At 62.8% G+C, this 26499-nt stretch carries 26 protein-coding genes and 1 riboswitch; of the genes, 14 read left to right on the top strand and 12 right to left on the bottom strand.

From position 1 onward, the window contains the following. Positions 1 to 11 precede the first annotated feature (11 nt). Genes AC07OE_RS19510 through AC07OE_RS19500 form a run of 3 tightly spaced genes read right to left on the bottom strand, consistent with a single transcriptional unit; the run spans position 12 to position 3666 of the window. Entirely contained in the window at positions 12 to 1205 is a 1194-nt protein-coding gene (locus AC07OE_RS19510) for an MFS transporter (RefSeq protein WP_495072225.1), read from the bottom strand. Beyond that, on the bottom strand, positions 1202 to 2035 hold the full coding sequence (locus tag AC07OE_RS19505) for an HAD family hydrolase (protein ID WP_495072224.1): 834 nt from the start codon (positions 2033 to 2035) through the stop codon (positions 1202 to 1204). Before AC07OE_RS19505 ends, AC07OE_RS19510 begins: the two co-directional genes overlap by 4 nt. Next, a complete protein-coding gene (locus AC07OE_RS19500) occupies positions 2035 to 3666 on the bottom strand; it encodes a peptide chain release factor 3 (RefSeq protein WP_495072223.1) in 1632 nt (543 codons plus the stop codon). Before AC07OE_RS19500 ends, AC07OE_RS19505 begins: the two co-directional genes overlap by 1 nt. On the opposite strand from AC07OE_RS19500, the gene AC07OE_RS19495 reads away from it, so the two are divergent. The 4 genes from AC07OE_RS19495 (at position 3613) to metF (ending at position 8359) form a co-directional block, all read left to right on the top strand. Beyond that, positions 3613 to 4815, top strand: coding sequence for a substrate-binding domain-containing protein (locus tag AC07OE_RS19495; RefSeq protein ID WP_495072222.1), 1203 nt, complete (start codon positions 3613 to 3615; stop codon positions 4813 to 4815). The genes AC07OE_RS19500 and AC07OE_RS19495 overlap by 54 nt on opposite strands. Before the next feature lie 45 nt (positions 4816 to 4860). Further along, positions 4861 to 4967: riboswitch (S-adenosyl-L-homocysteine riboswitch) on the top strand. A 76-nt stretch (positions 4968 to 5043) separates the two neighbouring features. Then, complete coding sequence (ahcY, locus tag AC07OE_RS19490; protein WP_495072221.1) at positions 5044 to 6561, top strand: adenosylhomocysteinase; 1518 nt, start codon at positions 5044 to 5046, stop codon at positions 6559 to 6561. A 12-nt stretch (positions 6562 to 6573) separates the two neighbouring features. After that, entirely contained in the window at positions 6574 to 7461 is an 888-nt protein-coding gene (locus AC07OE_RS19485) for a TlyA family RNA methyltransferase (RefSeq protein ID WP_495072220.1), read from the top strand. Positions 7462 to 7504: 43 nt separating this feature from the next. Next, positions 7505 to 8359 (top strand): methylenetetrahydrofolate reductase [NAD(P)H], encoded by an 855-nt coding sequence (gene metF / locus AC07OE_RS19480; protein WP_495072219.1) that lies wholly within the window; start codon positions 7505 to 7507, stop codon positions 8357 to 8359. Positions 8360 to 8384: 25 nt separating this feature from the next. Here the strand turns inward: metF and AC07OE_RS19475 are convergent, their stop codons facing one another. Together AC07OE_RS19475 and AC07OE_RS19470 are read right to left on the bottom strand one after the other, a co-directional pair. Beyond that, on the bottom strand, positions 8385 to 10316 hold the full coding sequence (locus AC07OE_RS19475; RefSeq protein WP_495072218.1) for a YhgE/Pip domain-containing protein: 1932 nt from the start codon (positions 10314 to 10316) through the stop codon (positions 8385 to 8387). Between the two features lie 13 nt (positions 10317 to 10329). Continuing rightward, on the bottom strand, positions 10330 to 11220 hold the full coding sequence (locus tag AC07OE_RS19470; protein WP_310344949.1) for a 23S rRNA (adenine(2030)-N(6))-methyltransferase RlmJ: 891 nt from the start codon (positions 11218 to 11220) through the stop codon (positions 10330 to 10332). Between the two features lie 109 nt (positions 11221 to 11329). Between AC07OE_RS19470 and AC07OE_RS19465 the strand changes: the two genes are divergently transcribed. The 6 genes from AC07OE_RS19465 (at position 11330) to erpA (ending at position 15711) form a co-directional block, all read left to right on the top strand. Next, positions 11330 to 13018, top strand: coding sequence for a serine/threonine protein kinase (locus AC07OE_RS19465; RefSeq protein WP_495072217.1), 1689 nt, complete (start codon positions 11330 to 11332; stop codon positions 13016 to 13018). A 175-nt stretch (positions 13019 to 13193) separates the two neighbouring features. After that, the gene (rplM, locus tag AC07OE_RS19460) at positions 13194 to 13664 is read left to right on the top strand and encodes a 50S ribosomal protein L13 (RefSeq protein WP_495072216.1); all 471 of its coding nucleotides are present in this window, start codon (positions 13194 to 13196) and stop codon (positions 13662 to 13664) included. Beyond that, on the top strand, positions 13661 to 14053 hold the full coding sequence (gene rpsI, locus AC07OE_RS19455) for a 30S ribosomal protein S9 (RefSeq protein ID WP_094477218.1): 393 nt from the start codon (positions 13661 to 13663) through the stop codon (positions 14051 to 14053). The genes rplM and rpsI overlap by 4 nt, the downstream gene beginning before the upstream one ends. An 88-nt stretch (positions 14054 to 14141) precedes the next feature. Next, positions 14142 to 14870: a DUF6776 family protein gene (locus tag AC07OE_RS19450; RefSeq protein WP_495072215.1), complete on the top strand. Its 729-nt coding sequence runs from the start codon at positions 14142 to 14144 to the stop codon at positions 14868 to 14870. 18 nt (positions 14871 to 14888) lie between these two features. After that, on the top strand, positions 14889 to 15284 hold the full coding sequence (locus AC07OE_RS19445; protein ID WP_495072214.1) for a bactofilin family protein: 396 nt from the start codon (positions 14889 to 14891) through the stop codon (positions 15282 to 15284). Between the two features lie 61 nt (positions 15285 to 15345). Beyond that, a complete protein-coding gene (erpA, locus tag AC07OE_RS19440; RefSeq protein ID WP_310344961.1) occupies positions 15346 to 15711 on the top strand; it encodes an iron-sulfur cluster insertion protein ErpA in 366 nt (121 codons plus the stop codon). 21 nt (positions 15712 to 15732) lie between these two features. Here the strand turns inward: erpA and AC07OE_RS19435 are convergent, their stop codons facing one another. Together AC07OE_RS19435 and AC07OE_RS19430 are read right to left on the bottom strand one after the other, a co-directional pair. Next, positions 15733 to 16848 (bottom strand): anhydro-N-acetylmuramic acid kinase, encoded by a 1116-nt coding sequence (locus AC07OE_RS19435; protein WP_495072213.1) that lies wholly within the window; start codon positions 16846 to 16848, stop codon positions 15733 to 15735. Between the two features lie 11 nt (positions 16849 to 16859). Continuing rightward, positions 16860 to 18233 (bottom strand): peptidoglycan DD-metalloendopeptidase family protein, encoded by a 1374-nt coding sequence (locus AC07OE_RS19430; protein WP_495072212.1) that lies wholly within the window; start codon positions 18231 to 18233, stop codon positions 16860 to 16862. Between the two features lie 122 nt (positions 18234 to 18355). Between AC07OE_RS19430 and tyrS the strand changes: the two genes are divergently transcribed. Both tyrS and dtd read left to right on the top strand, forming a co-directional pair. Next, positions 18356 to 19600, top strand: coding sequence for a tyrosine--tRNA ligase (gene tyrS / locus AC07OE_RS19425; protein ID WP_495072211.1), 1245 nt, complete (start codon positions 18356 to 18358; stop codon positions 19598 to 19600). 9 nt (positions 19601 to 19609) lie between these two features. Beyond that, entirely contained in the window at positions 19610 to 20074 is a 465-nt protein-coding gene (gene dtd, locus AC07OE_RS19420; protein ID WP_495072210.1) for a D-aminoacyl-tRNA deacylase, read from the top strand. Between the two features lie 58 nt (positions 20075 to 20132). Here dtd and ybeY read toward each other — a convergent pair whose 3' ends face one another. Together ybeY and AC07OE_RS19410 are read right to left on the bottom strand one after the other, a co-directional pair. Continuing rightward, positions 20133 to 20582, bottom strand: coding sequence for an rRNA maturation RNase YbeY (gene ybeY / locus AC07OE_RS19415; RefSeq protein ID WP_495072209.1), 450 nt, complete (start codon positions 20580 to 20582; stop codon positions 20133 to 20135). Beyond that, positions 20579 to 21592, bottom strand: coding sequence for a PhoH family protein (locus AC07OE_RS19410; RefSeq protein WP_495072208.1), 1014 nt, complete (start codon positions 21590 to 21592; stop codon positions 20579 to 20581). Before AC07OE_RS19410 ends, ybeY begins: the two co-directional genes overlap by 4 nt. A 112-nt stretch (positions 21593 to 21704) precedes the next feature. On the opposite strand from AC07OE_RS19410, the gene ruvA reads away from it, so the two are divergent. Then, positions 21705 to 22277 carry a Holliday junction branch migration protein RuvA gene (gene ruvA / locus AC07OE_RS19405; RefSeq protein WP_495072207.1) on the top strand — a complete coding sequence of 191 codons (573 nt, stop codon included), beginning with the start codon at positions 21705 to 21707 and terminating at the stop codon, positions 22275 to 22277. 51 nt (positions 22278 to 22328) lie between these two features. Here ruvA and AC07OE_RS19400 read toward each other — a convergent pair whose 3' ends face one another. Together AC07OE_RS19400 and AC07OE_RS19395 are read right to left on the bottom strand one after the other, a co-directional pair. After that, positions 22329 to 23336 (bottom strand): carbonic anhydrase, encoded by a 1008-nt coding sequence (locus tag AC07OE_RS19400; RefSeq protein ID WP_495072206.1) that lies wholly within the window; start codon positions 23334 to 23336, stop codon positions 22329 to 22331. A 15-nt stretch (positions 23337 to 23351) separates the two neighbouring features. Beyond that, positions 23352 to 23498 carry a hypothetical protein gene (locus AC07OE_RS19395; RefSeq protein ID WP_495072205.1) on the bottom strand — a complete coding sequence of 49 codons (147 nt, stop codon included), beginning with the start codon at positions 23496 to 23498 and terminating at the stop codon, positions 23352 to 23354. Positions 23499 to 23513: 15 nt separating this feature from the next. Between AC07OE_RS19395 and ruvB the strand changes: the two genes are divergently transcribed. Further along, positions 23514 to 24581: a Holliday junction branch migration DNA helicase RuvB gene (gene ruvB / locus AC07OE_RS19390; protein WP_495072204.1), complete on the top strand. Its 1068-nt coding sequence runs from the start codon at positions 23514 to 23516 to the stop codon at positions 24579 to 24581. Here ruvB and AC07OE_RS19385 read toward each other — a convergent pair. Continuing rightward, positions 24578 to 26314 (bottom strand): lysoplasmalogenase family protein, encoded by a 1737-nt coding sequence (locus AC07OE_RS19385; RefSeq protein ID WP_495072203.1) that lies wholly within the window; start codon positions 26312 to 26314, stop codon positions 24578 to 24580. The two genes, ruvB and AC07OE_RS19385, sit on opposite strands and share 4 nt — an antisense overlap. Positions 26315 to 26499 lie beyond the last annotated feature (185 nt).

The following is a 26499-nucleotide window of genomic DNA, read 5'->3' as shown; positions in this document are numbered from 1 at the left end:
GAAGTGGTGGCCTAAAACCGGCCCGCGCGCCGGGTGCGCAGCAGTGCTACCAAACCGATAGCAGCTACCGTAATGAGGACGAGGGGGAAGCCCAGGTTGGGCGACCAATCGATGAGCGCACCAGACACGGCCGACGCCACCAGCCCGCCCAGCGTGTAGTTCAGCACCAGCACTGCGGTGCTGTTCACCAGCGCGATGCCCTGTTCGCGCGCACCAATGTCCGTCATGGACAGCGTGTACAGGCTGCTGCCCGCCGCGCCCAGCAGAAAGACAATGGGCCAGGCCAGCGCATGCCAGCGCGCCACCAGCAGCAAGCCGCAGGCCGTGGCCAGTGCCATGGCCACGCACAGCGCCATCAGCGTCCTCCGGCCACGCACCTTGTCTGTGAAGCGGTCGGCCACCATGCCCACGGGAATGGCCACCAGCGTGCTGCCCAGGCCGCTCACCGAAATCAGCAGCGCGCCGGCCGCAGCGCCCAGGCCCATGGCCAGCCCGTAAAGCGGCAGGATGGACGCCAGACCCAGTTCAAAGAACCCGCCAATGAAGCCGGCCAGCATGATGATGGGATGGCTGCGCACCGCCTGCCACAGGCCCTGCAGGCCCACGTGCGTGTTGGCCGATTCGGCATGGGGCGGCACCACAGGGATCAGCGTGGTCCACGCGAGGCCGATGCTGAGCAGTGCAATCACCAAGCCCAGCGCGGCCGGGCCTTCTGAGCCCACCCAGGCCAGCAGCGTGGGGCCGATGATGAAGGTGGCGCCCACCATGGTGGCGTAGATGCCGATATAGCGCCCCAGCCGGTCCGACGGGGAGAACTCGGCAATGAAGGCCTCAGCCAACACCCAACGCAGCCCGCCCGCCACACCGGCCAACAGCTCCAGCGCAAACCACAGCCACAGCGCGTCCGTGGTCAAAAACCCAATGGCTGCCAGCAGCGGCGCACCCGATGCAAACCACATGGTGGTGCGCTGGCCCCAGCGCCGCGTGAGTGCGGATGCAAACGGGGTGACGATGAAAATGCCCAACCAGGTGGTGGCCGCAAACAGGCCGGCCATGGTGGTGGACACCTCGCGTTCCTTCAGCAGCACCAGCATCAGCGGCGAGAGCATGAACACGCCCGAGAGCTGGAACAGCGTGGAGCCAAACACGCTGAGCAGGCCCATGGGCGAGCCGGCGGCGTTGCGTTGCACAGTCGCGTCGCTCATAGGCCGCGTGCCTGCAGAATTGCGCGCGCCACTTCGGCAAAGCCGGCACCGCGCTCGGCCGTGGTCACATAGCCTGGCAGGTGGGCCAGCTGCGGCACAAAGCGCGCAATGTTGGCCACGCCCACGCTGTGCGTGAAGTGTTCAAACATGGCCTGGTCGTTGCCCGAATCGCCCACAAACACCCAGCGGTCTAGCTCTGCCGGCAAGTCGCGCCCCAGCAGTTCGCGCGCAATCCAGCAAGCGCCCTGCCATTTGTTGAAGTCCCCAAAACAGCCGTGGATGTGGATGCTGCTCACCGTGGTTTGCATGCCCGCGCGCTGCAGCACAGCCAGCACCTGCTGCACCGTGTCGGGCGAGAGGCGGGCGAACTCGGCGTAGTCAAACGCCAGGTCGGTCTCGCGGCCGGCGCTGTCGCGGCTCAGTTGCGCGCCGGGCACCTCGGCGATCACCTGGGCCGCAATGGCTTGCATGCGGGTCTGGTTGGCGGAGCGTGTGGCAGCGTCCTGTTGATACAGTTTTGATAGCGGCTCGCGTAGATTAGGCGCGGGCTGCAGGCATTTTTTGTGCACAAAGGCCACGGCCCCGTTCTCTGCCACCATGGCGTCCACGGGCCAGGCCGTACCCAGCGTGCCAGTCATAAAGGGTTCGCACCAGCCAATGGGCCGCCCCGTAATGGGGATGACCACCAGCCCTGCGGCCTTGAGCTCTGCCAGCGCCTGCAGCGCGTCGGCAGTGATGGCGCCTTCGGTGGTCAGGGTGTCGTCAATGTCGGTGAAGACGCCCACCAGGTGGCGGCGGGCGTCCAGTGGCCAGTCGGACAGCGGCAGCATCAACCGGCTGATTGCAGCGCCAGGCCCGCGTGCTCGCGCAGCGGGTGGAAGTGGATCTTGGGGAAACGCTCCTGTGCCAGGCGCACGTCATACGGGCTGGTGCACAGGTAGGCCAGCGTGTCGGCCGCATCCTTGGCCATGCGCTGCGGGTAGGCATACACAAACTCGCGCAGCTCGGCCGGCGTGTCGGCAGTGATCCAGCGTGCGCCGGTGTATTGGCTGCCTTCCAGGCGGATGTCGGCGTCGTACTCGGCCTTCAGGCGGTGTTGCACCACTTCAAACTGCAGCTGGCCCACAGCGCCCAGCAGCATATTGCCGCCCATCTCGGGGCGGAATACCTGAATGGCGCCTTCCTCGCCCAGCTGGGCCAGGCCCTGCTGCAGCTGCTTGGTGCGCAGCGGGTTTTTCAGCACCACGGTCATGAACATTTCAGGCGCGAAGAAGGGCAGGCCGGTGTACATCAGGTTCACGCTGCCATCCGTGATGGTGTCACCCAGCTGCACGCCGCCGTGGGTGGTAAAGCCCACGATATCGCCCGCATAGGCCTCTTCCACCGCCTCGCGGCGCTGGCTCATGAAGGTCACCACCGATGTGGGGCGCAACTCCTTGGCGGTGCGCATCACCTTGAGCTTCATGCCCGGCGTGTACTTGCCGCTGGCCATGCGCACAAAGGCGATGCGGTCGCGGTGGTTGGCGTCCATATTGGCCTGCACCTTAAACACCACGCCGCTGAAGGCGTCGTCCTCGGGCTGCACTTCTTTCACCACGGGCTGGCGGTTCACCAGCGTGGTGCTGGTGCGGCTGCGCGGGCTGGGCGCCAGGTCCACCAGGGCGTCCAGCACTTCCATCACGCCAAAGTTGTTCACGCCCGAGCCAAAGAACACGGGGGTTTGCTTGCCGGCCAGAAAGGCGTCCAGGTCCCAGGCGGGGCTGGCGCCGGTGGCCAGCTCCATGCTTTCCATGGCCGTGGTCCATTCGTGGCCAAAGCGCTTGGCCAGCGAGTCGGCGTCGTTCAGCGGCACGGTGTCGAAGTCTTGCGGGCGGCGTTCGCTGCCGCTCTCAAACACGGTCATGGCCTGGGTGCGCAGGTTGACGATGCCGCCAAATAGCTTGCCCTGGCCCACGGGCCAGGTCATGGGCACGCAGGGCATGCCCAGCTCGCGCTCGATCTCGTCCAGGATGTCCAGCGGCTCACGCACTTCGCGGTCCATCTTGTTCACAAAGGTGATGATGGGCGTATCGCGCTGGCGGCAGACCTCGATCAGGCGGCGGGTCTGCGCCTCCACACCGTTGGCCGCGTCAATCACCATTAGCGCCGAGTCCACGGCGGTGAGCACGCGGTAGGTGTCTTCCGAGAAGTCCTTGTGGCCGGGCGTGTCCAGCAGGTTGATGACGTGCTCGCGGTAGACCATCTGCATCACCGACGACGCCACCGAGATGCCGCGCTGCTTTTCGATTTCCATCCAGTCGGACGTTGCATGGCGGCTGGCCTTGCGCGCCTTCACCGAGCCGGCAATCTGGATCGCGCCCGAGAACAGCAGTAGCTTTTCGGTCAGCGTGGTCTTGCCGGCGTCGGGGTGGGAAATGATGGCAAAGGTGCGGCGGCGGCGGGTTTCGGGGGCGTAGGTCACAGGGGGTCCAAGGTCGGGTGTGGGCAGCGCACAGGGGCGGGCCACCAGAGAGAAGCTCGGTATTTTACAGAGGGCGCCAGCGGCCTGCTTGCCCTTACACTCGCGCTCCAACAAGCGAAACGAGCGGAGCAGCGTGTGAGCATCAAGCAATTGGCCAGTGCACTGGGGTTATCCACCTCCACGGTCAGTCGCGCCCTGAACGGCTACACCGATGTGAATGAGCAGACCCGCCAGCGGGTGCAGGAGATGGCTGCGGCCATGGGCTACCGGCCCGATGCCGGTGCGCGCCGTCTGGTGCGTGGCAAGACCGATGCGGTAGGCATTGTGTATTCCGCCGCGGTGGAAAACCTGGGCAATCCGCAGTTTCTGGACATGGCCGACGGCTTGGGCGAGCGCCTGCAGAGCAAGCAGCTGGACCTGCTGCTGGCCGTGGCGAAGAATGAAACCGATCTGACCTTTTACGAACGCCTGTTCCATGGCGGGCGGGTGGATGCGGTGGTGGTGCCCAATACCCGCGTGCAGGACCCGCGGGTGGACTACCTGCTGGAAAAGGGCTACCCCTTCGTGGGCTATGGCCGCACGGCCCAGTGCGACGCGTATTCGTGGGTGGACTTTGACAATGACTTGGGCAGTCGCCTGGCCGTGGAGCATTTGCTGGCGTTGGGCCACACGCGGTTCGCTTATGTGCACGCACCGCTGGAGCTGAATTTTGCGTTTCAGCGCCATCGGGGGTTCATGGCTGCGCTGAAGGCGCGCAACTTGGACTGCCCGGCCCGCTACCGCGTGGGCGATGTGCAGGACCGCCGCAGCGGTCTGCAGGCCGTACAAGCCTTGCTGGCAATGCATCCGCGGCCTACCGCTGTGCTGGTGGACAACAACCTGGGCGGCGTGGGCATCATCCGCGGGCTGATCGATGCCGGCTTGCGGGTCGGGCAGGACATTTCGGTGGTGGTGCATGGCGATATTCCGCAGGACACGCTGCTCACTGGCATGCAGGTCACCACCGTGACCCAGCCCACACCGCACACCACGGGCGAGGCGTTGGCCGACATGGTGTTCCAGGTGCTGCATGCGCCCGAGGCCGGTCCGTACCACATGCTGCGCCAGCCCGGTTTGCAGCTGGGCACCAGTACAGGACCGGTATCCTGACTGCATTTGGCTGACAGAGTCCGCTGCAACAGGCTAAAATGCAGCACTTCCGAGGAGCGTTGCAGCTCGCCCCAGCCCAAAGCGGCACGGCGAGTGAGGCTCGGAAAACACGGCGCGCCCTGCGCTGTGCCTCCCAACGGCGCTCACCCACTGGTTTGTGTGCGGTGAGTTTTGCCTTCTGAACCCCCGCCCGCCAGTGTTTATTCAAATGAACTTTTGGAGTGAACCATGAGCGCTGTGTTGAAATTTACCAAGACCCCCAAGGCCGTCAAAGCTGCGGTGAAAACTGCTGCCCCCAAGGCTGTGAAGGCTCCCGTGGCCAAGACCGAAGATTTCAAGATTGCCGACATCAGCCTGGCTGCCTGGGGCCGCAAAGAGCTGACCATTGCCGAGACAGAAATGCCCGGCCTGATGTCCATCCGCGAAGAGTTCGCAAAGAGCCAGCCCCTGAAGGGCGCGCGCATTACCGGCTCGCTGCACATGACCATCCAGACCGGCGTGCTGGTCGAAACCCTGCAAGCCCTGGGTGCTGACGTGCGCTGGGCCTCGTGCAACATCTTTTCCACGCAAGACCACGCTGCTGCTGCCCTGGTCGCTGCCGGCACACCCGTGTTTGCCCACAAGGGCGAGTCGCTGGAAGAGTACTGGGACTTCACCCACCGCATCTTCGAATTTGGACCCAAGGGTTCCAAGACCGAAGGCCCCAACATGATTCTGGACGATGGCGGCGATGCCACGTTGTTGATGCACCTGGGCGCCCGCGCCGAGAAGGACATCAAGGTGCTGGCCAAGCCAGGCAGCGAAGAAGAAATTTGCTTGTTCAACGCCATCAAGGCCAAGCTGAAGGTGGACCCCACCTGGTACAGCCGCCGCCTGAAGGCCATCATCGGCGTGACCGAAGAGACCACCACCGGCGTGATGCGCCTGGAGGAAATGTCCGCCAAGGGCACGCTGGCCCTGCGCGCCATCAACGTGAACGACTCGGTGACCAAGAGCAAGTTCGACAACCTCTACGGTTGCCGCGAATCCCTGGTGGACGGCATCAAGCGCGCCACGGACGTGATGATCGCCGGCAAGGTGGCCGTGGTGGCTGGCTACGGTGACGTGGGCAAGGGCTCCGCCCAGGCTCTGCGGGCCCTGTCTGCCCAAGTGTGGGTGACCGAGATCGACCCCATCAACGCCCTGCAGGCGGCGATGGAAGGCTACAAGGTGGTGACCATGGAATATGCCGCCGACAAGGCCGACATTTTCGTGACCACCACCGGCAACAAGAACGTCATCACCTACAAGCACATGGAGGCCATGAAGGACCAGGCCATCGTGTCCAACATCGGCCACTTTGACAACGAAATCGACGTCGCTTCGCTGGAAAAGCTGAAGTGGGAAGAGATCAAGCCCCAGGTCGACCACGTGATCTTCCCTGCCAAGGGCAAGAAGCCCGCCAAGCGCATCATCCTGTTGGCCAAGGGCCGTCTGGTGAACCTGGGTTGCGGCACTGGCCACCCCAGCTTTGTGATGTCCTCCAGCTTCGCGAACCAGACGATCGCCCAGATCGAACTGTTCACCAAGCCCAAGGAATACAAGGTTGGCAAGGTGTATGTGTTGCCCAAGCACCTGGACGAGAAAGTGGCGCGTCTGCACCTGAAGAAGGTCGGCGCCATGCTGACCGAGCTGACCGATGAGCAGGCCGCGTACATCGGCGTCTCCAAGGCCGGTCCGTACAAGAAAAACACCTACCGCTACTAAGCCGAAGGCTCCATGCGCATTGACCAACTGCTGGTACAGCGCGGGCTGGCCAGCACCCGCTCGCAGGCCCAACGCCTGATCGCCGATGGCGTGCAATGGCAGAAGATGGAGGCGGGTGGCGAAGTCTGGAAACGCGCGGTCAAAAATGGCGACGACGTACCGGAGGACGCTCCCATCCAGTTGCTGGACGACTCCGAGGCACGCTATGTGTCGCGCGGTGGCCTGAAGCTGGAGGCGGCGCTCAAACACGCAGGCCTGTCGGTGACGGGGCTGCGCTGCCTGGACGTGGGGCAGAGCACGGGTGGCTTCACCGACTGCCTGCTCCAGGCCGGCGCTGCCGCGGTGGTGGGTGTGGACGTGGGCAGTGCCCAGTTGCACCCCAGCCTGCGAGAGGATGCCCGGGTCTTGTGCGTGGAGAGTGTCAATGCCCGTACCCTGTCTGCTGCAGATTTGATAGCTGCTTACGCAGACAGTACGGGGGCTGAAGGCCAGTTTGACCTGGAAGAAGACGGCGCGACCTTTGAGGGGTACGACGGTTCCGACGAGAGCCGGGAAGAGGCCGAACTGGCCGCCTTGCCGCCCGAGTTCGAACCGCCGTTTGACCTGCTGGTGGCAGACCTGTCTTTCATCTCGCAAACCCTGGTCTTGCCAGCTGCCGTGACCCTGCTCAAAGCAGGGGGCACCTTGCTGACCCTGGTGAAGCCGCAGTTTGAACTGCAGCCCGGCCAGGTGGGCAAGGGCGGCATTGTCAAGGACCCGGCCATGTACGCCATTGTGGAGCAGCGCCTGCGCGAGGCCTGTGCCGAACTGGACCTGACGGTCACCGCGTGGTTCGACTCGCCCATTGAGGGCGGCGACGGCAACCGCGAATTTTTCATTTGCGCCCGCAAGGCGGGCTGAACACGGCCCCCGCAACTGTGGGGCGTGTGAGACGGAGATGCTGATGTTTACCAACGACCGAATTCCGCTGAGCCTGGAGTTCTTCCCTCCCAAAACGCCCGAAGGCGCAGAAAAGCTGCGTGGGGTGCGCCAGCAGCTGTATGCGCTGCGCCCCGAGTTCTGCTCGGTCACTTTTGGCGCGGGGGGGTCCACACAAGAGGGTACGTTCAACGCGGTGCGCGAAATCCTCGCCGAGGGCGTGAGCGCGGCTTCGCACTTCTCGTGCATCGGTGCCACCAAAGACACCGTGCGCGAGCAGTTGGCGACGCTCAAGACCATGGGCGTGAAGCGGCTGGTGGCCCTGCGCGGGGACCTGCCCAGCGGCTATGGCGCGGGCGGCGAGTTCCATTACGCCAGCGACCTGGTGGCCTTTATCCGTGCCGAGACGGGTGACGACTTTCACATCGAGGTGGCGGCCTATCCCGAAGTACATCCTCAGGCCAAGTCGCCTGCCAATGACCTGCAGGCCTTTGCAGCCAAGGTCAAGGCTGGCGCCAACTCGGCCATTACCCAGTATTTCTACAACTCGGACGCTTACTTCCGCTTTGTGGAAGAGGTGGATGCGCTGGGGCTGGAGGTGCCGGTGGTGCCCGGCATCATGCCCATCACCAGCTCTACACAGTTGATGCGTTTCTCAGACGCCTGTGGCGCCGAGATTCCGCGCTGGATTCGCCTGCGCCTGCAAAGCTATGGCGATGATGTAGCCTCGATCAAGGCCTTTGGGCTGGAGGTGGTGACGGACTTGTGCGAGCAGCTGCGCGCGGGCGGCGCGCCTGCGCTGCACTTCTACACGATGAACCAAAGCGCCCCCACCTTGGCGCTGTGCCAGAACCTGGGGCTGGTGCCTACGGTGCAGTGAGCACGGCGGCCCCGCGTGGGGCCGCTTAAATGTCCATCGCCGGGCGATGTTCCTCGGGGCTGACAAACTTCCATTGTCCGACAAAGCAGGCCGACAGCCACGCGAGTGTGCCGATCACCACAATCGGCCCCCAGGCGCTGAACCAGGCCTGGTCATAGGCGCCAAACATGCTGGCACGCAATGCCTTGACCACCCAGGTGAAGGGCAGCCAGGGACTCAGGATCTGGTAAATGCCGCCGCTCAGCTCTACCGGCATGACACCTCCCGCAGACGATAGCTGCAGGATCAGCAGAATCAGCGCTGCCGCCTTGCCGGTATCGCCAAAGGCGCGTGTCAGCGCCACGATGATCATCAGGAAGGTCAGCGAGGTGAGCACCAGTGTGACCAGATAGGCGCCAAGGTTGTAGATGTGCAGGTTCAGGGCAAATAGCGTCATCAGCATGATGACCAACCCCTGGATCAACACAATGCAGGAGAGGATGCCGAGTTTGCCCAGAATGCGGGCCACCGGCGAAGCCTTGGCGGCCTGTTCTGGCAGGCGCCGCAGGTGAAACAGGAAGGCTGTCATCACCGCCCCCATCCACAAGGATGTGGCGACAAAGTTGGGCGCAAAGCCTGCGCCGTTGTTGGGCACGGGGGCCACGATGTCCAGTGCCGGTTCTACCGAGTCCGCCAGCCCGCGGGCGCTTCCCTCGGGTGTCTGGATATCTGCAGGCAGTGATTTGTTCAGCAGGTCCAGGCCGGCACTCAGCTCGCGCGAGCCGGCCTTGAGCTGGCTCAGGCCGCCGTGCAGGCTCTGGGTGCCGCTCACCAGCGTATTGCCGCCCTGGATCAGTTCGTCCAGTTTTGCATCGGGAGGGACCTTGGTGGCGGCGAGGTGGATGCCATTGCCCAGTGCCGCCATGCCATCGGCCAGTTTGGTGACGCCTGCGCCGAACTTTTGTGTGCCCTCCGCCAATTGCGCCTGCCCACCGCGTGCCGTTTGCAGTCCCGCCGTCAGCTGGGTGGCGCCATCGGCCAGTTGACCGGCGCCTTCGGAGACCTTGCCCCCAAACAAGGGAATGCTCTTGGTCTCTTCGCGCATCTTGTTGCTGCCGTCAGCCAGTTTTTGCGAACCGGCTTGCAGATCTTGCAGGCCCTGGGCCAGTGCAGCGTGGCCCTTGCCCAGCTCCGCAGGCGCGGCTTTCAGCGCGGCAAGGTCCTGAGCGGACGGGCGCTGCTGGTCCATGGTGTGCAGCCCGGCTCCCAACTGCTTCATACCGTCGCCCAACTGGGCTACTGCACTGTTGAAGCTGTTGGCGCCCGTGGCAATGGTCTGGGAGCCGGCATCGGCTTTGCCCAGGCCGTCGTCCAGACGGTGGGCACCGTCCTTGAGGGCTTGCACGCCCTGGCGCAGTTGGACCAACTTGTCGGCCGAGCCTGCAGCGGTGGTGAGGACCAGCGACCAGCGTTTTTCATTGAGGTTGATGTTGACTTGGTGCCCCAGCTCGGAGGCAAACCGCTTGGCCAGGCTGGCACCGTTGTAGTTGTTGCCTTCCGAGATGTACATGACCAGGCGACCGCCTGCCACGGCGTTGCCCGGTACGGCGTTGGCACTGAAATCCTTGGGAATGATCAGTGCAAATGCCAGGTGGCCCTGGCGCACCGCCAGCTTGGCCTCTTCTTCCGCCGGGTAGTCCACAAAACCGAACGTGTGCTTTTCCTTGAGCGAGGCCACCACGCTTTCACCGATGTTGATGGTTTGGCCGCGGTAGTCCAGGCCCTGGTCCAGGTTCACGATGGCGGCTTGCAGCGCTCCTGTGTGGGCACTGGGGTCTTGCACGCTGGCCAGGTAAATCAGCGCATACAGCGCAGGGATCAGCATGACGCCAATCGCGGAGATCTTCAGTTTGGGAAAGCGCTTAAAGAGCGTGGCCTCCAGACGAAAGATGGCCAGCGCGTCGCGAAGAAACGTCATGCAAACTCCAGTATTAGCCGCCTGACTCCAGCGTTGAGGTGGCATTGGCGTCTTGTTTGAGCAATTCCACCATCTGCGGCAAGGCGTCTTTCAATGCAGCTTTGAGGGTGTGGGGCGGGTTGATCAGAAACATGCCACTGGCTGGCAGGCCGGGACGCACCACTTCGCCTTCGGCGTCCTGCAGCAGTTTGCTGGACTTCACGGTCAGTGTCGCATGCAACCAGGATTTGCCCGATTTGTTGGCCAGGGTCTTGAGTTTCTTGGGCAGGTCATGCGCCTCAGGGCGCGGAATGATGGGATACCACACGGCGTACGTGCCGGTCGCAAAGCGCACCATGGCGTCTGCCACCATGGCAGTGACGCGGGCATAGTCGTTTTTGACTTCGTAGCTGGGGTCACACAGCACCAGTGCGCGGCGGGAAGGTGGGGGAAGAAATTTTTTCAACCCTTCAAACCCATCCTCGCGCAGGATGGCCACCTGGCGGCCCGCTTCCAGCTGGGCAATGTTGGCCATCAGGGTTTTGGTGTCGGTGGGGTGCAGCTCGAACAGCTTGAGCTTGTCGCGGTCACGCAGCAGGCTCTGGATGATGAACGGGGAGCCGGGGTACACACTCCAGTGGTTGGTGCTGTTGAAGCCCGCCACCATGTCCACATAGTCTTGCAGGGCCGGTGCAAAAGGCGTTGCGGGCTTGGTGGCGACCAGCTTCAGGAAACCTTCGGCCGCTTCCTCGCTGGTTTTGGCGAAATCGCCATCCAGCCGGTACAGGCCAGCTCCTGCATGCGTGTCAAACACATTGAGGGCCGTGTCTTTTTGCGTCATGTGGCGCAGCACCGCCAGCAATACGGTGTGTTTGAGGACGTCGGCATGGTTGCCGGCGTGAAAGGCGTGGCGGTAACTGAACATCCCCTATGATACCCACGCAAGGCCAGCCGCCACAGGGCGGGACGTTGGAAGCGCGGCCTGAAAATAATATTGTGCGGAGCCTGGAGCTCCTACCTACTGTTGCCACTGCATGAGTGATACCCCCTCCCAGCCCAGCGAGCCAACGGCTTTGCCCCTGGGCCACATGGACGCGTTGCCGCCCGGCACCATGCTGGGCGAGTTTGAACTGCAGGCTCTGTTGGGCGTGGGCGGTTTTGGCATGGTGTACCGCGGCTACGACCATTCTCTGCACCGCGCCGTAGCCATCAAAGAGTACATGCCCTCGGCGCTGGTAGGGCGCGGCGCCGACCTGTCGGTATCGGCGCGTTCCACGGCAGATGCCCAGCCGTTTCAGACCGGATTGCAGTCTTTTATTGCCGAGGCGCGCATCCTGGCCCGTTTTGACCATCCTTCCTTGGTCAAGGTCTACCGTTTTTGGGAAGCCAACAACACGGCCTACATGGCCATGCCCCTCTATGAGGGGATTACGCTAAAGGAAGCACGCCGCCGCATGAGTGGCCCGCCGTCAGAAGAATGGTTGCGTCAGGTGCTGTGGTCGGTGCTGGAGGCACTGCGCGTGCTGCACGGCAACGATACCCTGCACCGGGATGTGTCTCCAGATAACATCTTTCTGCAAAACCTGGGTCCTCCGGTGCTGTTGGATCTTGGGGCGGCTCGCCGCGCGCTCATGGATTCCAGCCAAAAGCACACGGCCATTCTCAAAGTGAACTACGCACCGATCGAGCAGTATGCCGATGCGCACGATCTGCGTGAGGGGCCATGGACCGATTTGTATGCCCTGGCCGCCGTGGTGCATGGCTGCCTGTGCAATGAGCCACCATTGCCCGCGACCTTCCGGGTCGTTAGGGATCGCATGCCTGCCTTTTCGCAGGTGGCCAAGACGGCGCAAACACATTTCGGTCAACTGTATTCACAGGCATTCGTCGAGGCCGTGGAGCACGCCCTGGTGATTGAGCCTGTGGGACGCCCCCAAAGCGTGGATGCGTTCGCCCAGGAGATGGCGCTGCAGGCGCCCGCAGATATGGCGCGCTTTGACTGGCGCCTGGGGTTGGGCGCTTCCATCACGCTGGAGGAACGTGGTGTCGCGTCCATACCGTTGACCACCGCCTTGCTCACGACCCAGCCAGCACCGCAGCCGCACACCCAGCCCGTTGCACCCAAAAAGCCTCGGTCTTCTGCCAAAGAGGGACAAGGAGCTACCCGGCATCGCCACAAGCCGCCCTCGGCACCTGTGGCAGCGCCTCGCAAGGGCGCTTTCTCGGTGTGGTGGATCGCCGCCGTTGTGGCACTGGTCATTGGTGTGTTGGCCGCCGCTTTTACCGTCGGGGTAGGGCCTAAATCGACCCCACCGGCCGCAGTCACGGAGCCGGAAAAACCCGCGCTAGCGATGGAAGCCGTGCCAACGGCTGAGACGCCGGCAATCACGGCGCAACCACCCGCAGTTGCTGCCCCCGCTGCAGTGCCGCGCAGTGCGCCCGTTGCGACGCCCAAGCCTTCAGCGCCAGTCGCCCCCTCGGCAAGCCCTGGTGACAAGCCGGTCGTGGCGGCGAAACCCGCCCGGACGGAATCCAAGGCACCTGCGCCGACGGCGCCTCCGGTTGTGCAGGCTGCACCAGTGGAGCTGTGTGCCGACGCCTCTGTATTGACCAAGACTATGTGTGTCTACCGCGAATGCCAGAAACCGGAACATGCGCAACTGCCAGTGTGTGTTGCCGACCGCAAGCGCTGGGAAAGCCAAAACAAGGCCGTAACGCCCTGAAAAAGGGCTCCATTTGCCGATCCGCGGGCCTTTTTGTATAATCGAGGGCTTCGCAGCGCTTTTGTGGCTCCGCGGCGAAGACTTCTCACGAAGTATCCCCACCTAAGAGATTCCCATCAGAGGAACGCCGACCGTGGAAAAGAGCCCGCCAAACCCTCCTTTAAAGAGAAATCTCATGTCTACTTTCAGCGCAAAACCCGCTGAGGTCGTGCACGAGTGGTTTGTGATTGACGCGACCGACAAGGTCCTCGGACGAGTAGCCAGCGAAGTTGCTCTCCGTTTGCGCGGCAAACACAAGGCCATTTACACGCCTCACGTCGATACCGGTGACTTCATCGTCATCATCAACGCAGCCCAGCTGCGCGTTACAGGGGCCAAAACCCTGGACAAGGTGTACTACCGTCACTCGGGTTACCCCGGCGGCATTACAGCCACCAACTTCCGCGACATGCAAGCCAAGCACCCCGGCCGCGCTTTGGAAAAAGCCGTCAAGGGCATGCTGCCCAAGGGGCCCCTTGGCTACGCCATGATCAAGAAGCTCAAGGTGTACGGCGGTGCTGAGCATCCCCATACCGCCCAGCAGCCCAAGGTTCTGGACATCGCTGGCATCTCTGCCAATGCAACCAAACGGGAGTCCGCCCAATGATCGGTGAATGGAATAATGGCACCGGCCGTCGCAAATCCAGCGTCGCCCGCGTGTTTCTGAAAAAAGGCTCCGGCCAAATCGTGGTGAACGGCAAGGCCATCGAAAAATTCTTCGGTCGTGCTACCTCCATCATGATCTGCAAACAGCCCCTGCTGTTGACCAACCACGCTGAAACGTTTGACATCATGGTCAACGTGGCTGGCGGCGGCGAGTCTGGCCAGGCTGGTGCAACACGCCACGGCATTACCCGTGCTTTGATCGACTACGACGCAACCCTCAAGCCCGTCTTGAGCCAGGCTGGCTTCGTGACACGTGATGCACGTGAAGTCGAACGTAAGAAGGTCGGCTTCCACGGCGCTCGCCGTCGCAAGCAGTTCTCCAAGCGTTAATCGCCGCAACATTGCGTTGCAAAGCAACAGCCGCCAGAGTGCAAATTCTGGCGGCTGTTGTCTTTTGGGCTGCTAGACTTCGCCCTCCATGAGATTCCGCCTGCTCCGTCGCCGCTTGACCATCAGTGCCCCGCGCATGGCCGTGCGCAGCGCGTTGCCCTGGCCTTTCCGGTGGGCCGTGCTGGCCATCGTGCTGGGATTCTGCGCTGCCATAGGCTTGTGGGCGTTTGAGTTTGGCAAAGACATTGCCGGGCTGGACAAAGGTTCGAAGGAAGAGTTGATGCAATTGCGCACGGAGGTTGCCACCTTGCGCGCCGAGCTCACTGATGTCAAAACAGAGCGCGATCAGGCCCAATCAATCGCCAATACCGCGGACACGCTGGTTACGGCAGAGAAGGCATCGCACGAAAAACTGTTGGCACAGGTCAAGCAGCTGGAAACCGACAATCGCACTTTGCGTGACGATCTGGGCTTCTTTGAAAAGCTGATTCCTGCCGGAGCGGTCGAAGGTTTGGCGATTCGGGGTCTGCAGGCAGAACTGAGTTCTCCCGGAACGTTAAAATGGCAAGCGCTGGTGATGCAACCGGGCCGCAATACGCAAGAGTTCTCAGGTCGTTTGGAGTTGACTTTTACGGGCACGGTGAATGGCAAACCCTGGTTCGCCACCTTGCCGGATGGGGCCATCCCTATCCGGATCAAGCAGTACGGACGCATGGAGGGCGAGTTGGCGCTTCCTCCTCAGGTCGTTGTCAAAAGTGTGTCAGCGCGGGTTCTTGAGGGTTCCACGGTCAAGGCGACCCAGACCCTCAAGCTGTAATGTCTACAGAGGTTCACCATGTTCAATAAGAAAAAGCAGCCCCCCATCAAAAGCCTGATTGCCGAAGGCACGCAAATTGACGGCAACATGGCCTTTTCGGACGGCCTGCGCGTCGATGGCGTGATCGTGGGCAACGTGGTGGCCAGTGATGCCGTAGCTAGCATTTTGGTTATTTCTGATTCCGCCAGCGTGACGGGTGAAATCACCGCAGACCACATCATCATTAACGGCACGGTGAAGGGGCCTATCCATGCCCGCCACATGCTGGAGCTGCAGCCCAAGGCACGCATCGAGGGTGATGTGGAGTATGCAGCCCTGGAAATGCACCAGGGGGCCCTGATTGCGGGCCAGTTGCGCCCATTGCTGGGTGCAGAAGAAAAGCCCACACTGAAACTAGCGGCAAATAACCAGTAAGAGAATTCCCGAGCGAATTCCTGTACTATTTGCAGCATCCTGATACTGACCGGAGTTCCCCATGAGCGCAGTTGCCGAAAATATCCAGACCGAAATGCCTTCCCCGATCCTGTTCACCGACAGCGCTGCGGCCAAGGTGGCGGACCTGATTGCCGAAGAAGGCAATCCTGACCTCAAATTGCGCGTATTCGTGCAGGGCGGCGGTTGTTCCGGTTTCCAGTATGGTTTCACCTTTGATGAAATCACCAACGAAGACGACACCACCATGACCAAAAATGGTGTGTCCTTGTTGATTGATGCGATGAGCTACCAGTACCTGATGGGTGCCGAGATTGACTACAAGGAAGATTTGCAAGGTGCGCAGTTCGTGATCAAAAACCCGAACGCTACCTCCACCTGCGGCTGCGGTTCGTCGTTTTCGACCTGAGATTTTGCAGTCCCTGCGTGGTTACGCGGGGAAGATTGCACCGAGTATGCGGGCGCCTTGGGCGCCCGTTACTTTTGGCAGGCTCCCCGTTTGGCGCAAGCAGGTTTGGCGGGCCAACCATGCAAAGGCACTGGCCTCAACCTGCAGAGGCGGAAGGCCCCAAGCATCGGATGACTCCACGGTGCATCCAGGCAGGTGGTGCGTCAGCCGTTGCATCAAATGGGCATTCAAGGCCCCTCCGCCGCAGACCACCAAGGTGCTGCAGCGCAGGGATGCCCCACGCAACGCCTGCGCACACGACAGCGCGGTCAGCTCGGTCAGCGTCGCCTGCACATCCCGCGGTGACAGGCCTGCAAACCTCGACAAAACACGGGTCAGCCATGCAGGGTTGAACAGGTCGCGCCCGGTGCTTTTTGGGGGGGGTTTTACGAAGAAGGGCTCGGTCAGCAGATGCGCCAGCAAGTTCGCGTGTACCTGTCCGCCCGCGGCCCAGCGCCCCGCGTCATCAAAGTCCTGCCCGGTATGGGCTTGGCACCAGCTGTCCATCAGCGCATTGCCGGGGCCGCAATCAAAACCCAGCACGGGCGCTTCTGCTGCAGGGTCCAGCACCGTGATGTTGGAGATGCCGCCAATGTTTAGCACGGCCAGGGCACGACCGTCTTGTCCAAAAAAAGCCTGGTGGAAAGGAGGCACCAGTGGAGCGCCCTGACCACCTGCCGCCACGTCGCGACTTCGGAAATCGGCCACCACGTCGATGCCACACAGCTCGGCCAACAGTGCTGGCTGGTTCAACTGCAGGGTATAGCCCGTGCCATCAAACTCCTGCGGGCGGTGCCGCACGGTTTGCCCGTGGGCGCCGATGGCCTGGACGGCGGTGCGTGGAGTCTGGGTGGTTTGCAGCAAGTTGGTGACCACATCGGCATACACCCGCACCAAGTCGTTGCCAGCCAGGGCCGCACGGTGGAGTTCGTTATCAGTCGGCGTGTTCAGGGCCAGCAACTCTGCGCGCAGCGCGGCGGGCAGCGGCGCACTGCAGTGTTGCAGTACGCGCATACGCCCTTGAGAAAAGTCGGCCAGCACGCCGTCGACACCGTCCAGCGACGTACCGGACATCAGGCCAATGAAGAGCTCAGACATGGCGCGTGCGCCTACTCGGCGCTGCCGGGTCGCAGCTGGGACGCGGCGGCCAGTTGGGCGCGCATGGAGAGGGCAGCCTGGTCGAATTGGGGCTTGAGTGCGGCGGCGACGGGCATGGATTCACTTTGGCGGGCGATGGTCAGCGGATCGTGGTGCACACCATTGATGCGGAATTCAAAGTGCAGGTGCGGGCCGGTAGCCCAACCGGTGGCGCCCACAGCGCCGATGTTTTGGCCCTGCGACACGCTTTGGCCTTTTTTGACGCTGATGCGGCTGAGGTGGGCGTACACCGTGGTCTGGTTGTTGCGGTGCTTAACCATGACCACATTGCCAAAGCCGTTTTGCACACCGGCGAAGTCCACCACACCATCGGCCACGGTGCGAACCGGGGTGCCGGTCGTGGCTGCGTAATCCACGCCCAAGTGGGCTTTCCATGTTTGCAGAATGGGGTGGAAGCGCATCTTGAAGCCACTGCTGATGCGTGAGAATTCCAGTGGCGAAGCCAGGAAGGCGCGGCGCAGGCTTTCACCCGCCAGGGTGTAGTAGCTGCCCTTGTTGGGCGTGCCGGCAGTGGTGGCCGTGGGGTCGCGGAACCACATGGCCTGGTGGGCCTTGCTGGCGTTGACGAACTCGGCGCTCAGCACGCGGCCGGAGCGCAAGGGCTCGCCGTCACCTTCGAGCGCTTCGTACACCACGGAGAAGCGGTCGCCCTTGCGCAGGGCGCGGTGGAAGTCGATATCGCCCGAGAAGATTTCGGCCATCTGCACGCCGATGGAGTCCGGCAGGTGCGCATCGTCGGTGGCGGCGAACAGCGAGGTCTGGATCACGCCGCCTGCCAGGCGCGTGGTGGCGACCAAGGGCAGGGTTTCCAGCTGGGCCTTGAAGTTGGCACCGTCTTTGGTCACGCTCAGGCGCTTGAAGGTGCCGTCGTCCAAGGGGCTCCAGCGTGCGGTCAGCGATGTCAGGCCCTGCAGTTCATTGACTTCAGCCGTGACGTTGCGGCCGGCACGGCCCAGCAGTTGCTGTTGCACCTGGGGGTTGGCACGCAAAAAGGCTGCCGCTGCGGGATCAAACACGCCCAGGCGTTTGAGCAGGCTGTCGGCCGTGTCGGTGGAGCGGGTGACTTCGGAGCGGTACAAGCGCATGGTCTGCTCGGGCAGGGCCATGTCCAGCGGCGCTGCGGACAGGGGCTGCACGGCTTCCACCACAGTGCGTACGGGAAGGTCGGCGGCATCGGGCGCGAAAGACGCTACGGCAAAGGTGGCACCGGTGCCGCCTACCAGAAGAGCCGCAATGGCGGCCGTGATGCGTTGGGGGTGGCGCTGGGCCAGGTCACGTGTGTACGCAAAGCAAGCCTCTGCGGCCTGGATCAATCCGTGTTTCAAAATCTGGGACTCCGGTGGATGGAGCGGCACGACTAAAATCCAGCCGCTGGCAACGAACACGTTGCAGGAGAGAGCCCGCAGTATAGCGGCCGCCCATCCCCCAGCAACGAGAAAAAACCCTTATGAATCAAGCCTCAAGCCCCTCTTTTGTTGTAACCGACCGTGTCCGCGAAGCCCTGGCCGTGACCCTGCGCGGTGTGGAAGAACTGTTGCCGCAAGACGAGTGGGTGAAAAAACTCGCCAAGTCGGAAGCCGCCGGCAAGCCGCTGCGCATCAAGCTGGGGCTGGACCCCACTGCGCCCGACATCCACATCGGCCATACCGTGGTGCTGAACAAGATGCGGCAATTGCAAGATCTGGGCCACACGGTGATCTTTTTGATCGGCGATTTCACCAGCATGATTGGCGACCCCAGCGGCCGCAACAGCACCCGCCCGCCGCTGACGGCCGAGCAGATCAAGGTCAACGCCGAAACCTACCGCGCCCAGGCTGACAAGATCCTGGACCCCACCAAGACCGAGCTGCGCTACAACAGCGAATGGAGCGACCCGCTGGGGGCGCGCGGCATGATCCAGCTGGCCAGCCGCTACACCGTGGCCCGCATGATGGAGCGCAACGACTTCCACGACCGCTTCAAGGCAGGAACACCGATTGCGGTGCATGAATTCCTCTACCCGCTGATGCAGGGCTACGACAGCGTGGCGTTGCACAGCGACCTGGAACTGGGCGGCACCGACCAGAAGTTCAACCTGCTGATGGGCCGCACGCTGCAGGCCGAATACGGCCAGGAGCCGCAGTGCATCCTGACCATGCCGCTGCTGGAAGGCTTGGACGGCGTCGAGAAAATGTCCAAGAGCAAGAACAACTACATCGGCATCTCTGAGGACGCCAACACCATGTTTGCCAAGGTGCTGAGCATCTCGGATGTGCTGATGTGGAAATGGTACACGTTACTCAGCTTCAAGAGCGAGGCCGAGATAGCCGCGCTGAAGGCTGAAGTGGACGGCGGGCGTAACCCCAAGGACGCCAAGGTGGCGCTGGCCAAGGAAATCACGGCGCGTTTCCACTCGGCCGCCGCGGCCGATGCGGCCGAGCAGGACTTCATCAACCGCAGCAAGGGTGGTGTGCCGGACCAGATCGACGAGATCACCTTGCCCTTGGGCGATGGAGGTGCGGCGATTGGTATTGGCGCCTTGCTGAAGTCCGCTGGACTGGCGGCGTCCAGCGGCGAGGGCAACCGCCTGATTGACGGTGGCGGTGTGCGCATCGACAGCAATGTGGTGAGTGACAAGGGCCTGAAGCTGGGTGCTGGCACCTATGTGCTGCAGGTCGGCAAGCGCAAGTTCGCCCGCGTGACGCTCGCCTGACCCCGCGCCATGCTGGCATTGGTGCAACGGGTGCGGCGCGCCCAGGTGACGGTGGATGATGCGGTGGTCGGCAAGATTGATCGCGGTCTGCTGGTGCTGGTGTGCGCCGAGCAGGGCGATACCGAAGCACAGGCGGACAAGTTGTTGGCCAAGCTGCTGAAGCTGCGCATCTTCAGCGACAGCGCCGGCAAGATGAACCTCGCGGTGCCGGACCTGGACGGTGCGGGAACGGTGGGCGGCTTGTTGCTGGTGAGCCAGTTCACGCTGGCGGCGGACACCACAGGTGGCAACCGGCCCAGTTTCACCAACGCAGCGGCTCCGGCAGAGGGGCGACGTCTGTACGACTACTTTGTGGCCCAGGCGCGGGCGGCGCACCCTATTGTTCAGACCGGCATTTTTGCAGCGGATATGCAGCTGGAGCTGGTCAATGATGGGCCGGTGACGATTCCTATGCGGGTTGCGCCTGCCGTCTGATTGCTATTGATTCAGTAGCTGCTCGCGCACTATCCATGAGGGCTAGGGCCAAAAAATATCAATAAGGGTTCTTGAAGCCCAGGCGCTGCATGATCTCGGTTTCACGCAGCTCCATCACCTCCGCATCCTCGTCCAGCTCATGGTCCCAGCCCTGCGCATGCAAGGTTCCGTGGACGATCATGTGGGCGTAATGCGCCTCCAGCGTTTTCTTCTGCTCCTTGGCTTCCTTGGCAATCACCGGCGCGCACAACACCAGATCGGCGGTCACCACAGGGTCTTGCGTGTAGTCAAAGGTCAGCACATTGGTGGCGTAGTCCTTCTGGCGGTACTCGCTGTTGAGCGTTTGGCCTTCTTCCGCGTCGACGATACGCACCGTGATCTCGCCGTCCACTTCCAGCGTGTTGCGAATCCAGCGGATCACCTTGTGACGCTTGAGGGCGGCGCGGTGCTTGTCGGCATCCCTGAGCTTGCCGAATTGCAGGGAGAGGGAGAGTTCGGGCAGCATCAACGCGCTTTCGGGGTTCGGGTTTTGGGGAGGCCCACGCGGGGCAGCTCGGGCTCGGGATCTGGGATGGCGATGCGTGGCAAATCTTCCAGCCGCGCAGCGTCATACGCGTCCACGATGCGGGCTACCAGCGGGTGGCGCACGATGTCGGCGCTGGTCAGGCGTGTGATGGCAATGCCCGGCGTGCGGCGCAGGATGCGCTCGGCGTCCACCAGACCGCTCATCTGCGACTTGGGCAGATCGATCTGGCTCACGTCGCCTGTAATGACCGTCTTGGTGCCAAAGCCCACGCGTGTGAGGAACATTTTCATCTGCTCAGGCGTGGTGTTCTGCGCCTCGTCCAGGATCACAAACGCATTGTTCAGCGTGCGCCCCCGCATGAAGGCAAGGGGGGCAATCTCCAGTTGTTGGCGCTCAAAGGCCTTGTGCACCTGGTCATAGCCCATGAGGTCATACAGCGCGTCGTAGAGCGGGCGCAGATAGGGGTCCACCTTCTGATTGAGGTCACCGGGCAAAAAGCCCAGGCGTTCACCCGCTTCCACCGCAGGGCGGGTCAACACGATGCGCTGCACCGCGCTGCGCTGTAGTGCGTCCACCGCTGCCGCTACGGCCAGGTAGGTCTTGCCGGTGCCTGCGGGGCCGATACCAAAGGTGATGTCGAACTCGGCAATGTTGTCCAGGTACACGGCCTGGTTTTGGCTGCGCGGTTTCAGGTCGGCGCGGCGCGTGGCCAGGGTCGGGCCGTCCGCGGCGTCCGCACCGCCGTCACCGCTCAGCATGAGTTGCACCGTGGATGCGGCGATCGGCCGAGCCGCAATTTCGTACAGCGCCTGCAGCATCTCCATGGCGCGCTGGGCTTTGGCCTTGGCGCCTTCCACCTTGAATTGCTCATGCCGGTGGGCGATGCGCACTTCCAGTTCTCGCTCGATGGTGCGCAGGTGCTCATCGGTGGGGCCGCACAGGTGCGAGAGGCGCGTGTTGTTCAGCGGGGTGAAGATGTGTTTGAGAATCAAGCTGATAATCCGGCAAGGCTAAAAGGGGGCGCCAAGGCTGGCGCTACCCTGCATTGTCCCCAATGTTCGGCCCCCAGGCCACACCCCGCGCTACAACCCCAGGCAAAAGACGATGATCGGCAAACTCACAGGCACCCTCAGCGACAAAAATCCCCCGCAGGTCATCGTGGACTGCGGCGGTGTGGGCTACGAGGTGCAGGTGCCCATGAGCACGTTTTACAACCTGCCGGCCGAGGGCCAGAAAGTCAGTCTGCTGACCCACTTTGTGGTGCGGGAGGACGCGCAGATCCTCTACGGCTTCGGTTCCGCCAAAGAGCGCGATGCGTTTCGCGAGCTCATCAAGATTTCCGGCGTGGGCCCACGCACCGCGCTGTCGGTGCTCTCGGGCATGGATGTGGGCGACCTGGCCCAGGCCGTGACGTTGCAGGAGGCCGGGCGCCTGGTCAAGGTGCCGGGCATCGGCAAGAAAACCGCCGAGCGCCTGCTGCTGGAGCTGAAGGGCAAGCTGGGTGCGGACCTTGGTGCCCCGTTGGGCGCGACCAGCGACGCCCAGGCCGACATCCTGCAAGCGCTGCTGGCGCTGGGTTACAGCGACAAGGAAGCTGCCGCCGCCCTGAAGGCGCTGCCCAAAGAAGTAGGGGTCAGCGACGGTATCAAGTTGGCCCTCAAGGCATTGGCAAAATAAGCTTCTAGCCCCCGCAGATATTGCGCAAGTAGCTACTAAATCAATAGCGAATTATTGGGCTTCACGCACCGGGCGGCCATTCAGCGCCTGCACCGGGCGCGCGTTGTTGGCGTAGAGCTGGGTGAACAGCTTGTACTGCGCGCGGCTGATTTGCATGGGCTGCTTCAGCACGGTCCACAGCACGCCCTCGGTACACGGCGGCGTGGTCAGCGAGCCCATGAACTGGTAGTAGCGCTGGTCATTGGGCAGCAGCTCGTTGAGGTTGAGCAGTTCGCGCGGCATGCGTACCCGGTCGTTCACTTCCAGCGGCATATAAGTCCAGACCTTGTCGATCAGGGGGTTGGCCACGCCGGGTTCCAGCAACACTGCGACCACCGCCAGCTGGCCGTCGTCATTCTTGTGGACCAGATGCGCCACCATGGCAGCGCGCTTGCCGTTCACCTGTTCTTCAGACGGCGTGTGGAAGTGGAACTGCAGCAGCTTGTAGCGCGAGCCGCGCACGGTCACGGTGTTGTCGCCCTGCACATCCACCTGGATGGTGTGGCCGTTGTTCAGGACTGTGCCGTTGCTGGGGGTGTAGTTGAACAGGATGGGTTCTGCCGGGCCCTGCAGGGTGTAGCCGTCTTCAATGTTGATGGGGGACTGGCGTTTGCCCAGAGCGCAGATGTTGAAGTCGGGTTTGAGTTTGCCCCACGCCTGGGGGCCGGCCTCGCCCTCGTAGGCCCAATGCACCTCGCCCCCGTGGGCATCTGCGCCCTGCTTGGTGGTCTGGTTGGCCAGTGTCGTGCTGTGCGCGGATGAGCGGCGGCCGTTGGAGGCCGCACCAGCAGGCCCGGTACCGCTGACGGTGATGGTGAGTTTTTTCTTTGCGGTCACCCCCAGTGCTTCGCGCAACTGGTCGCCCACCTCTTTGGCGTTGGAGGCGCTGGTGGCCTGGATGTCCACCGCCGCTTTTTTGGCAACGGCGGGTTTGGTCACGGGCGCTGCGTCGCTGGCCCATACCGTGGCGGTGCCGAGCGCCAATGCCAGCAGCAGAAAGTAGGGAAAGCGATGGGGCATGGCTGGCGCAGCCTTTCAGTCGTGCAGAAACATGAATCCAGGCCCGGACGCGCCAGACAAGGAGGGGATATCCTGCATATCGGCACTGTGGCTGCGCTTCTTGAGCGCGAGCGGTGCCGCGCTATAGTGGGCACCCACCCTGGGTTTTGTGATTTTCAGCATGGATAGGCCTCTTTCGTGAGCATTCAGACCGACGACTTTTCTGTTCCTCCCCCTGCCGCGCCGCGCATGGTGTCTGCCGCGCCGGTGTCCAGCAGCGAAGAGGCCATCGAGCGCGCGTTGCGCCCCAAGTTGCTGGATGAGTACGTGGGCCAGGCCAAGGTGCGCGAGCAGCTGGAGATCTTCATCGGGGCGGCCAAAAAACGCAATGAAGCGCTGGACCACGTACTGTTGTTTGGCCCGCCGGGCTTGGGCAAGACCACGCTGTCCCACATCATCGCGCATGAGCTGGGCGTGAACCTGCGCCAGACCAGTGGCCCCGTGCTGGAAAAGCCCAAGGACCTGGCGGCGCTGCTCACGGGGCTGGAAAAGAACGACGTTCTGTTCATTGACGAAATCCACCGCCTCTCGGCCGTGGTGGAAGAAATCTTGTACCCCGCGCTGGAGGACTACAAGATCGACATCATGATCGGCGAAGGCCCGGCCGCACGCAGCATCAAGCTGGACCTGCAGCCCTTCACGCTGGTGGGCGCCACCACGCGCGCGGGCATGCTGACCAACCCGCTGCGCGACCGCTTTGGCATCGTGGCGCGGCTGGAGTTCTACAGCTCTGAAGAGCTGGGGCGCATTGTCAAACGCAGTGCGGGCCTGCTGGGCGTGCCCATGGAAGAAGAGGGCGGCTTTGAGATCGCCCGCCGCTCGCGCGGCACACCGCGCATTGCCAACCGCCTGCTGCGCCGCGTGCGCGACTATGCCGAGGTGAAGGGCGACGGCAAGATCACGCTCGATATTGCCAACCGCGCGCTGGCCATGCTGGATGTGGACCCGCAGGGCTTTGACCTGATGGACCGCAAGCTACTGGAGGCCGTGATCCACCGCTTTGACGGCGGCCCCGTGGGGCTGGACAACATTGCCGCCAGCATTGGCGAAGAGCGCGAAACCATTGAGGATGTGATCGAGCCTTACCTGATCCAGCAGGGCTACCTGCAGCGCACACCGCGCGGGCGCATCGCCACGCTGGCCGCCTACCGGCATCTGGGCGTGACGGCACCGGCTGCACCTGCGGTGGACCTGCTGGGTGACTAGGTGCGCTGTTCGGCGACCGCGTGGTGCACGATGAGCAGCTGGGCCACGTAGTAGGTCAGCAAGATCCAGAACGCGGCCAGTGGCACGGGCGTGAGAAATTTGTTCACCGCAATCAGCGAGTCGCTCAGCATGAACACACAGGCCCCCACCGCCACCCAGCGGGCAGCGGCACCGTCTTGCACACGGGCGCGGCCGATTGCCTGCGCGGCCATCAGCGAGATCACGCAAACATACGCCGCGACTGCGCCCTTCAGGACCGGGTCGCCCAGGCTGCCCCAGAGCGTGGCGTACATCACGGCACCAAAAGCCAGCACATAGACCAGCGCCGTCCGGTTGGGAAACCAGGCATGGCCCTGGCGAAACAGCACGAGGTAAAACAGGTGTGCCACCAGGAACGAAGCGAGTCCGGGGATGAAATAGTTGCCGGGCAGCATGAGGAACACATCCCCGACCAAAGAGAACGTCAAGGCGCCCACCAGCAAAGCCATGGATTTTTGCTTTCGTAGGCTTCTAGCCCCCGTGAAATATGCGCAAACAGCTACAAAAGCAATAGCAAGCACCATGGCCAGCGGTTTGGTAAACAGGTAGTAGGGCAGCAAGCCCACGGCCCCCAGCGTGGCCAATGCGGCGGCTTCCACCAGCAGGACTTCCAGCGCTGCCAGGCCGTTTTGCATGAAGCGGCCCAAAGCCCACAGGGATGCCGACAAGGCCGCTGCGCCCATGGCGGCGTCGGACAGGCTCAGCGAGTCGGCGACCCACAGGTAGGCGGCCACCGCTCCCAATGCCAGCGCAAATTGCAGGCCGGCAAACCATTGTTGGCTGCGGCTCAGCGGCGGGTTGAAAGTTCGGACCTGTGCTAGTTGGAAGGCGGGTTTGGGCTGGGCTGCGGCCAGGTCGGGTGGTTGCCAGCCCGGCGGCTTGAGCCAGACGCGCAGTTTGTCGGCCCAGCGTTGGGTCGCCCAGCTGTCTTTGGCGAGACCCCAGTAGACCTCGGCATTGGCCCAGAAGGGGTCCCAGCTGTTGAGGGCGCCGCGCGTGCCGTACACACAGGGTTCCTGTTCCTCCTGAAAGGTGCCAAACCAGCGGTCCCACAGCACCAGAATGCCGCCGTAGTTCTTATCGATGTAGGGATCGTTCACGGCGTGGTGCACGCGGTGGTTGCTGGGTGAGCAGAACACGCGGTCAAACCAACCCAGCTTGCCCACCTGCTCGGTATGCACCCAGAACTGGTAGAGCAGGTCGATGAGCGCCACGATGCCAAAGATCAGCGGCGGCACGCCGGCCACCGCCATGGGCAGGTAGAAGATCCAGCCAAACAAGTGGCCGCTGCTGGTCTGGCGCAGTGCGGTGGAGAGGTTGTAGTGCTGGCTTTGATGGTGCACCACATGGGCTGCCCAAAACAGCGCCACCACGTGGCCTGCACGGTGCAACCAGTAGTAACAAAAGTCGTAGAACACCAGTGCTAGCAGCACGCCGTACCAGCTCTTCCAGAATTCCAGATCGGGGTAGAGCGCCACTACGCCGAACACGGCGGTGTAAATGCCGATGCTGAGCAGCTTGGTGAGCACCGCACTGACCTGGCTCAGGATGCCCAGGCTGATGCTGTTGATGGCGTCGTTCAGGCGATAGGCCCGTGCGCCGGCTACGCGTGCGCTCGCGCGCCGGCTCCAGGCGAACTCCAAAGCGATCAGCAGCAGGAAAACGGGGGTGGCGAAAACAATGACTTTGCTCATGCTTACATTTTTGCCGAGCAAGCGCTTGGTGCCGAGCGGGACAACCCTAGGGCTTCTTGGAGGTGGCGCTCTAGCCGATGGGCGGGAACAAAGCAAAAGGCCTGAGGAGTGATCTCAGGCCTTTTTGTTTGCGCGGTGTGCGCAAAGTGCAGTGGAGCAGGAGGCTTGAACCTCCTGGGCTGCTG

The organism is Rhodoferax sp. GW821-FHT09E07 (assembly GCF_059416145.1).
Note: the sequence above shows the minus strand (reverse complement) of the source record. Positions and strands in the feature narration are given on the sequence as shown.